This window comes from Candidatus Lokiarchaeota archaeon, from assembly GCA_014730275.1.
Classification (GTDB): domain Archaea; phylum Asgardarchaeota; class Thorarchaeia; order Thorarchaeales; family Thorarchaeaceae; genus WJIL01.
On the sequence record WJIL01000041.1, the window covers coordinates 1 to 9313 of the forward strand.

10 protein-coding genes are annotated in these 9313 nt (G+C 45.0%); 5 read left to right on the forward strand and 5 right to left on the reverse strand.

Features of this window, described 5'->3' with window-relative positions; all coding sequences use genetic code 11:
• Both GF309_05125 and GF309_05130 read left to right on the forward strand, forming a co-directional pair.
• Positions 1-798 (forward strand): RimK family alpha-L-glutamate ligase (locus GF309_05125; GenBank protein MBD3158152.1); only part of this gene is annotated, 798 nt, incomplete at its 5' end.
• Between the two features lie 185 nt (positions 799-983).
• Entirely contained in the window at positions 984-1331 is a 348-nt protein-coding gene (locus tag GF309_05130) for a hypothetical protein (protein ID MBD3158153.1), read from the forward strand.
• Here GF309_05130 and psmA read toward each other — a convergent pair.
• Both psmA and GF309_05140 read right to left on the reverse strand, forming a co-directional pair.
• Positions 1312-2034, reverse strand: a complete 723-nt coding sequence (gene psmA, locus GF309_05135; GenBank protein MBD3158154.1) for an archaeal proteasome endopeptidase complex subunit alpha — start codon at positions 2032-2034, stop codon at positions 1312-1314. The genes GF309_05130 and psmA overlap by 20 nt on opposite strands.
• 123 nt (positions 2035-2157) lie before the next feature.
• The gene (locus GF309_05140) at positions 2158-2871 is read right to left on the reverse strand and encodes an anaerobic ribonucleoside-triphosphate reductase activating protein (GenBank protein ID MBD3158155.1); all 714 of its coding nucleotides are present in this window, start codon (positions 2869-2871) and stop codon (positions 2158-2160) included.
• Between the two features lie 160 nt (positions 2872-3031).
• Here GF309_05140 and GF309_05145 point away from each other — a divergent pair, with 160 nt between their 5' ends.
• Positions 3032-3313: a hypothetical protein gene (locus GF309_05145; GenBank protein MBD3158156.1), complete on the forward strand. Its 282-nt coding sequence runs from the start codon at positions 3032-3034 to the stop codon at positions 3311-3313.
• A 38-nt stretch (positions 3314-3351) separates the two neighbouring features.
• Here the strand turns inward: GF309_05145 and GF309_05150 are convergent, their stop codons facing one another.
• Complete coding sequence (locus tag GF309_05150) at positions 3352-4779, reverse strand: PAS domain S-box protein (protein ID MBD3158157.1); 1428 nt, start codon at positions 4777-4779, stop codon at positions 3352-3354.
• 176 nt (positions 4780-4955) lie between these two features.
• Here GF309_05150 and GF309_05155 point away from each other — a divergent pair, with 176 nt between their 5' ends.
• Positions 4956-6638, forward strand: a complete 1683-nt coding sequence (locus tag GF309_05155) for a DUF4445 domain-containing protein (protein MBD3158158.1) — start codon at positions 4956-4958, stop codon at positions 6636-6638.
• A gap of 85 nt (positions 6639-6723) precedes the next feature.
• Here GF309_05155 and GF309_05160 read toward each other — a convergent pair whose 3' ends face one another.
• Positions 6724-7374: a phosphoribosyltransferase gene (locus tag GF309_05160; GenBank protein MBD3158159.1), complete on the reverse strand. Its 651-nt coding sequence runs from the start codon at positions 7372-7374 to the stop codon at positions 6724-6726.
• A 61-nt stretch (positions 7375-7435) separates the two neighbouring features.
• Positions 7436-8515, reverse strand: coding sequence for an acetoin utilization protein AcuC (locus tag GF309_05165; protein MBD3158160.1), 1080 nt, complete (start codon positions 8513-8515; stop codon positions 7436-7438).
• A gap of 163 nt (positions 8516-8678) precedes the next feature.
• On the opposite strand from GF309_05165, the gene larE reads away from it, so the two are divergent.
• A partial coding sequence (gene larE, locus GF309_05170; GenBank protein ID MBD3158161.1) for an ATP-dependent sacrificial sulfur transferase LarE occupies positions 8679-9313 on the forward strand: 635 nt, incomplete at its 3' end.

Here is a 9313-nt window from a genome sequence, read left to right on the forward strand (position 1 = left end):
AAGCCATTTCGCCTTACGGACGTTGCTGCCCAGGTGCCGAATCGATTCACCTACTTGGACGAGGAAGATATCTCGGACATGGACGGTGTTGTGCTTCGAACCGTCGGCTTTGGCACAGGAGACCAAATCACCTTTCGAATCAGCCTTCTCGAACACTTTGAGGATGCGGGTATCTACGTGATGAATCCCGCCTATGCCTTCCGCCGAGCAAAGGACAAATATGCCACATTGACAGCCCTTCACAAAGCAGGAGTCCCAGTTCCACGAACCTATATCGGGGAAAATCTTGAGGCTGCCATCGATTTCGCTGAAGAAGTTGGAGACGTCATTATCAAGCCGCTTATTGGAGCGCGAGGATTGGGTGCGATAAGATCAGATGATGCCGCTTTGGCATATAGGGCTATGAAATTCGTTCATCAGCTTGGGCAAGTGCTCTACGTACAAGAAACCATTCAGAAACCGGATAGGGATATCCGCGCATTTGTCATAGGGGATGAGGTTGTTGGCGCGATGTATCGGTACCTCCCCGAGGACGAAGAGGAGGAGTGGAGAACCAATGTCCATACTGGAGGCAGAGCAGAAGAGGCAGATCTGAGTGAAGAGTATGAAAAGATAGCTATTCGGACTGCAAACGTTATGGGTCTTGATTACACAGGAGTAGATATTCTAGAGTCTCCAGACGGCCCGTATGTTATAGAAGCAAACGCTGCTCCATCATGGAGTGCCCTGTCTAGAGTCACAGGATTAGATATAGCAGACATGATTATCGATAAGCTGATTCACGAGGCAAGCCAGTAATCGTGTCTATTTTGAACAGAATCTTCAAAACTTAGACTTCTTTTCAATTGTTCATTCAGCTATAAAATTAGCGGTTATATGTATCTTTAAGAAGGGGTGTCGATTTTTGAAGCACGCTACCAGTACGCCGAAAAATCGTAACTCGACGACTTCATCAACCACGTTGATCCACCCGAGGACCATCCATGAACAAACATTCGGTGACAGAGCATCCAAAGAGATGTGCAACCTGCGATCGTAGCTACTGCATTAGAGTGTACAAAAGCGACGACTGCCCATTCTGTGATATGGCTGAACAAGTACTTGTTGAGAGTGTATCAGCGTACGGAATATCAAAGGATGAAATTCTGGAAATCAGATTGAATCATGAAGAAAATGGCGAAGAGGATGATTTTCCAGCTTTACCAGCCATAGAAATCTGTGATTCGCACATTTTCGGCATTCCACAGAGAGATAATATCACTGATTTGCTAAGTCGAATGATGATAAAGGACCGTTTTACGAAGCCCGATTTCAAGAAACCATTTTCTTGAGAATTGCTTCCACTTCATCTGTGCTAAGCAATCTGAATTGTCTATCATCAACATTGATGCGACCGATATCAATTGTTTCTGCTTTTTCAGCAGGATCAATGTCAGCTTCTTCTCCCTCAGCCCGAAGTAATCCCTTGAGCGCAAGCTCCTGAGCAGCTTCCAAATCCATATCGGATGTGTAATTCTCATTGAAGAAATCCCTGATTACGTCAGATTCCTTTCCGATTGCTGTTGCTTTCCAACCCCAGAATGAGCCAGAAGGATCAGTTGTGTAGAGCTGCGGGCCATGAAAGTCGACGCCGCCAACCAATAGGGAAACACCAAATGGTCTAACTCCACCATATTGGGTATGCATTTGTTTTGTATCACAAATGTTGACGACAAGAGAGTGAACAGATATCGGCTCTTCATAGCTGAGGCGGTTTACTTGTGCCTGAACCCGAGCTTGATCAATAAGCTTTCTTGCGTCAGCGTGTAGCCCTGCAATTGCAGTTCCAACATGATCATCAATCAGCAATATCTTCTTCAATGTCTTCAAATCGACGAGGTCATGGGGCAATCGTTTTTCACCCGCAAGAATAACTCCATCTTTTCCTTTCACACCAACTGCTAGAGGACCATGCCTGACGGCCTCTGTAGCATACTCAACTTGATAGAGACGACCTTCAGGACTGAAGACTGTAATCGCCCTGTCATAGCCCATACTTCCTTGTGACCCTGGGAACATGCTTTCATAACACTCCGAATTTGTAAGACGGTAACTAGTAATTGTCTAGACAAGTGGACGCGTCAAACTGGCAATATAGGTATTTCTATAGGATAAAGGCTATCTCCATTGATACTCCAAATCTATGCAATCGGGAATCTTGTCCTCAATACTCGAAAGGTCTTCCAAATCTGGCTCTCCCAAGCTTTCTGCTTCGCTTTCTCTTACACCTGCCGATGCAACATAGTTCTGAACCATATATTCTCCGGAATAACCCAGGGCTTCAAGAGCTTCCGCAATGCCAATCAAATCACGAGGGGTCATTAGTCCGCTGGCATAAGTGGTGCGCGGCCACAGTTCAACATCTGAATCCAGGACAGTAGTAATACTCTCTGCAACTTTTGGCCACCAGTCTCTTTGCGTTCTAGTTATGCGGCGATATGCATGTGGAGGGTTCTTTACATCCAACCATACCGAATCCAAGTAAGGTAAACACTGCTCCAGAATCCAAGGAACCGACCCCTGCGTATTCAAATTAATATGGCCGCCTGGCCCTTCTTTCAAAGCTTTAAGCAAACCAACAAGCTCTTTCTGGATTGTGGGTTCCCCGCCGGTGATACAGAATCCATCAACCAGATTACCTTCTGTCGAGGAGAGAATCTCTTGTACAGTCATCTCTTCCCCCGAATCCAGCGGAAGAAGTTCTGCATTTTGACAGTACGGACAGTCAAAATTACATCCAGCCATAAATATCACCGAGACAGGAATCTTGGGAACATCCACTAGACTCAAATCTAGAATAGAACCAATCCGCATTGTCTGAGAATGCCTCATCAAGACTATGACGTACTTCGTTATATCTATAGTTGTCCCAAATCACGTCTTCAATTCTGTTATCTAGCTGTTTTATGAGCGCTTTAATTCCTCGAAGAGATTTTCTAGAACATTTATTATATCATATTCAATCCTCTGAGGATACGGGGACCTATTAATAATGGAAACACAAGCTGCATTAGAACACTCAGAAATATTAGATGGCACGCTGTTTCACATCCAAATAAACCGCTGTCAATACATTGACAATTTTCCGGAAAAAGTAGCCAATGTATTCAAAGATAACATGAATGGCCATCTTGTTAATGATTTCGACGAGATACGGGACGATCTCAGCGAAATCGAGACAAATTTCTTCAAGATTAACAAGACACGCATCAACAAGGAAGAATTCTACAGAACCCTTTACGAAAGGATAACCAAGCGTGCTAGACGAGCATAGGTCAATATCAGCTAAGTGGATGGCGTATCCGTAAACACCTAGTCTTGAGCGAGGGGTAAACTCACGATAAACCTGGCACCCTCTGAGACTTTGCCAGGTACTCTGTCTTCTATGCGGATACTGCCATCATGCTTTTTTACCATCTGCGAAACGAGCATCAAGCCAACCCCCCGACGTCGTTTTGTAGTATCCAGAAGCTTCTTCTTTCGGGAATCGCTGATTCCAGGACCATTATCAGCAACTGCAATCTCAACAGAATCATCTAAAACTTCAACTTCAATCCACACTTTCTTCTCAGGTTTGGGATTGTGACGGACAGCATTCTCAAGAAGATTCCACAGCATTTCACTCAGTAACTCATCCGCAATGACGTAGATATCTTCATCTAGACCCTTGGTAAAGACCTCAACAGAGTGCACACGTTTCAGAACACGTATGCGTTCATGAAAAGCATCGGAAAGATTAACCTTAGTTCTTGGCAAATCTCTCAGCTGACTTCCACGCTTGACCTTGGTAATCAGACGATTACAGAGTTCTATCGACTCTAAAATGTCGTCTCGGGCTTCATTCACGTAGTAACGGGGTAAGTCACAATCAATTAAGCCAGCTGCAGTCATAATAACCTGAAGCTGATTCGCTATGTCATGGGTAAGCAAATCAAGATAGAAACGTTGAGTCTTTTCCATTTCTTTGATCAAACTGACATCGGTCACTACTGCAAATGATCCAACGTATTCGCCGCTTTGATTGAAATAGGGGGTAGCTGAGATAATCGTAGGGACCTCCTCACCCTGACTGTTCTCCCAAACAAGCTCATACCGTTCTGACTTACCCTGCATCCTATCCCGTCTCTTTCTCACAGCCAGCTCTTCATCTTGCTCTTTTGTGAAAGATATCCATTTTTCGCCAATAACATCTTCCCGCTTATAGTCAAGCATCTCACAGAATGCATCATTGGCAAATACAATTCTGCCATCCTCATCATCCATAGTGAGGCCTTCGTTCATAGTCTCGACGAGGATTCTGTTTCGACGTTGAACCTCTCTTAATGTACGCTTGTCACGCTCCCGTTCAGTGACATCAAGAACATGAGCAATAGTTTTCAAGCTGCCTTCGTCGTCCTTTGCCAGTTCTACACGAGTTTCTACTGAGACTGGCGTTCCATTCTTTTGTTCAATACGGAATCTGTAGACGGGCGGAATTTCAATACCCTCCCGTCGAAGAGCAAATCGTTTTGATACTAGTTCTCTATCCTCTTCTACGAGCTTTTCTCTGAAATCGAGTCCAATGAGGTCTTCTTCGGTCCCACCGAAGATTCTGCATGCTTCTCTATTTACATATTCAAACTTCCCATCCTCACCAATGATGACTATTCCATCGTGAGTGTTGTCTATCATTGTCCGTAGTACTTCATCTTCAGATTCGAAGTCCCGGATTGGTTCAGAGTTTTCCTCATCGTTAGTCACTGTTCAATCACTCCTCTGAATGAATTGTTCCCGGGTTTGAATATCCCTCATCACCAGTTGTGAATTGCATGCAGCAGTGGCTACAGACTATTCGTCTAGCACGGACCATATGAACTAAGGGCTCCTTAATAGCCTTATGAGTCCATGTAAAACATGAAGTACATAGCCCCAACAGGTTGATTTTTGTTAGCTACCTGCACTTGAAACATCCCGGCAACAATGATGATTGTAACGAATTGGTACAACAAACAAGGTTGGTGTCTATTACGAAAAATGCTCTAGTGGTTTTCGAACCAACAGGCTTACGCATCTCTGCCCCACAAGAAGCTACCGTGCTTGGGACGGCAAGGTCAGGTGGGCTGCACATTGCATCTGAATGTGGTGGAAAAGGAACATGCGGCAGCTGTAAAGTGATACTGCAACCGGTTCCAAATCCAACCCGGAGCGACCGTCAATGCCTAAGCAAGGAAGAAATTGCCCAAGGATATCGTCTCGCTTGTCAACACACCCCTGTTAACGGTATGAGAGTGATAGTTCCCCAAAACATAGCAGAAGCAAAAATACTGACTGAAACCAAGCCACGCTCCCGAACGGTAGTACCAGATCCCGGACTCCAAGGGAAGATTGGATTTGCAGTAGACATAGGAACGACGACAATAGTTGTGTACATGATGGACCTTGAGAGCGGAATCCAGGTAGCACAGGCTGCAGCCCTTAATCCCCAAATCGCATATGGCGAAGATGTGATGTCAAGGATTACCTATGCCATGAACAAGGAAGATGGATCTGAAGCACTGAAAAACAAGGTAGTTGGACGGGTGGATAGACTGATTTCTGAGCTGTGTGAATCACAATCAGTTGATTACGAGGATGTGGTCAGATACTCCTTTGTTGGCAATACAGCTATGCACCATCTGTTCCTAGGACTTGAAGTGGCGAATCTAGGACTATCACCATATAATCCGACAATCAGCAGCCCTCTCAAGAGGAGAGCCCATGATGTTGGGCTAACGGCAAATACTGAAGCAGAGGCGTATTTCGCTCCAAATTTGGCGGGATTTGTGGGAGGAGATACAGTTGGTTTCATTTTGTCTCAGGAACTCCACAAAAGCGATACAGTCAGTCTTGGGATAGATGTTGGCACAAACGGAGAGATTGTTGTATCCAGAAGAGGAGAGCTCTTCTGTTGTTCCGCTGCTGCAGGCTCAGCTTTTGAGGGTGCAACGATTCGGGATGGAATGCGTGGGCAGAAAGGGGCGATAGAGTACATATCAATAGAATCCCCAGAAGAACCCCCAAAGCTGACTGTAATAGGGGATATAACTCCAAGAGGAATCTGTGGGTCCGCCATAGTTGATATTGTAGTTGAACTGAAGGAGAACGAGCTCCTAGATTCGACTGGACGATTAACAAGTGGGAATCGAATAGAAGAGCATGACGATTTTGGAAAGCTGTATGTGATTGCAGAAGAGCGAGAACTAGGAAGCAATCGAAGGATTGTCTTCACACAGAAAGATGTAAGACAGGTTCAGCTAGCCAAGGCTGCAATCAGAGCAGGCGTTCAAATTCTTATGCAGGAAGCTGAGATTGCTGTTGATGATTTGGAGGTCCTTTACCTGGCCGGTGCTTTTGGAAACTACATCAGACCATCAAGTGCATTGAAGCTAGGGTTACTACCTCCAGTAGACAAGTCAATGGTGATACCAGTCGGCAATGCTGCAGGGGACGGAGCGAAGCGATTGTTACTTTCTGAGAATGAACGGAAAGCAGCAAAGGAATTTTCAGAACGAGTAAGATATGTGGAACTAGCAAATCACGATGATTTCACTGAGACTTTTACCGGTGCTATGTCGATATAGTGAATAACGAGAAATATCATGCCAATTCAACAAGATTGGGAAATCCATCATAAGAAATGGAGTTGACAAGAGGAATCGAGAGAGTCTAGTTGGCTGTGAATTCTTCCAATATTTCTATTACTTCTTCATCAGTAAGATCATGCCAATCCCGATAGGCATTCGCAACAGCAAATACAAAACCCGTTTCAATTCGCGGACAGATTAGTTCATCAACAGCTGGTTCTACACGGTCCACAGCACTATCGGAAGCTGTTGGGACAAAAACCGAAATCGATTTGGGATTTTGTTCTTTGACTGAACGAACAGCTGCAAGCATGGTATAGCCTGATGCTAGGCCATCATCAACCAGAACAACATGACGATTCTTAGGGCTTATATCTTCAAGAAATTCTCTGTAGGCCTTTCGTCGCCGCTCAATCTGTTTTTCGGTTTTGTGCTTGGCTTTCTCTATCTGCTGTTCAGATAAGTCCAATCTTGTAAGTAGTTGGTCGTTGAGAATCATTGTACCAAACGAAGTCAGGGCACCAAATCCAGCTTCGGGATTATATGGAATTTGCATCTTTCGTACTATTATTAGACTAAGTGATGCACCGGTCGCTTCTGCGATAGGAGCGGCAACAGCAATCCCACCATTGGGAATTGCCAGAATCAGACTTGTTTCATCAAGGCCCGCTTCAATAGCCTTCTGTGCTAATATCTCGCCTGCATCTTTCCGGTCTACATAGTCCCAGCTCATCTGGAGATACCTCACTAATTACAAAGAGCCTCTTCTTATGTGTTCTAGGGTTTTGTGAGTCTTATAATCCATGAATTGGAAAAACTAGGCCTCGCACCTTTGAAACGTGTTCCTTGACAATATCCCAAGTCTCCTTATTGTCTTCGAATGGGGGTTTCTGAGGGGGAGGGGTATAGGCATACCCTGAGATCTCTGAGAATACTACCCCCAATCCCCAACGATAAGCATCGGCATTGTAGCCGCCTGCACCAAGGGCAATCAGATTCCCTTCAGATAGATCATGTGCAGTATTATGAAGATACTGGACGATATGTTCGACAGGCTTCGTAGTAAGTACCATATGCGTCAAAGGGTCAAGATAATGATTATCAAAGCCGGGTAGGTAAATCATCACCTGTGGATCAAAAGCTTCAATCAAAGGCGGTACTAGTCTCTCGAAAGCATAGAGGTAGACGTCATCCCCAGAGTCCATTGGAAAAGGCATGTTGATATTGTATCCTTCTCCATCCTTGTTACCGATATCTTTGATATATCCGTCATGAGGATACATCCATTCTGGATCCTCATGGAAAGAAATCTGCATAACTGACGAATCCTCGTAGAAATACTCCTGTGTACCATTGCCATGATGGGCATCAAAATCAGCAATCAGAATCCTCTCCTTTCCCGAATTCTTGAAGACTTCAACAGCTGCAGCAATATCATTGAAGATACAGAAACCCCCACCTTCGCTGAACTTGGCATGATGAAATCCGCCCGTAGGCGAAATAGTATGAGCAAAGTCCCCATTCATGATTGCGTTGGCCGCCATCACGGTTGCGCCGCACTGAATGCGCGCATTGTCGTATATCCCTTTGAAGCCAGGCGTGTCTATATCGATATCACCCACCCCAGTTTCCGAAACCTGTTGTACGAATGAGATGTACTCCTGTGAATGAATCATGCTGAGCAATTCCTCAGAGATAGGCTCTGGTTCAAGCGTGTCAATTTGAGATGCTTCAAGGAATCCCTCCTCAGTCAGGAAATCATATGCTTCGAAGAACCGCCCTTTGCGCAATGGGTGTTTGCGACCATAATCAAAATCCTCAAACAGTGGGCTCCAAGTGAACCCAACTTTGCAAGACGAGGAGAACGGCATCATGAATCCATACTGATGAATAAAACGGCCTACTTAAAGTAGCATCATGTAGGAAGAAGTCTATCACAAGCGAAGCCACATTAGGCCTAATTACAAAACGAAAAAAGAACTCACTAAGATACCGAGAGTGCCAACAACCATACAAATCAAGCGGGATGGACTATTGATGAAAGATACAACTGAAGCAAAATTCAACCAAGTTCGAGAAATGCTGCAGGGGAAGAGGGTGTTGGTTGCTGTGAGTGGTGGAGTCGATAGTTCGGTACTTGCAAGTATCGCCGCCGAAAGCGCACAAGTGGCTGTATTTCTCACTGTTGATAGTAGTATAGTAACTGCTCCTGATCGAAAGAACCTTGAAAACTTCGGTGAAATCTTTGGGACTGAACCGGTTACTGTTGAATTCGACTGGATTGCACACGAGAATCTTGCTAACAATCCCCCTGAACGCTGTTACAATTGCAAGAGAGAACTTGCATCTCTCTGGAGAGAGGAGGCAGAAAACAGAGGTCTCGATATGGTCATAGAAGGTACCAATGCCTCCGATCTTGACAAACATAGACCAGGCATCAAGGCCCTGAAGGAATTTGGCATACGATCACCACTTGCGGAGGCGGGTATTACAAAGCGCGAGATAAGGGAATACGCAGCTGCACATAACCTACCAGCCGCAGATGCTCCTTCCAGTACCTGTTTGGCAACCCGCTTTCCATCAGGCACACAAATTACTCAAGAACGCCTTGAAAGAGTTGAAGCAGCAGAAGAGATTATGAGAAATCTGTTTGATATTGAGTGTGTTAGGGC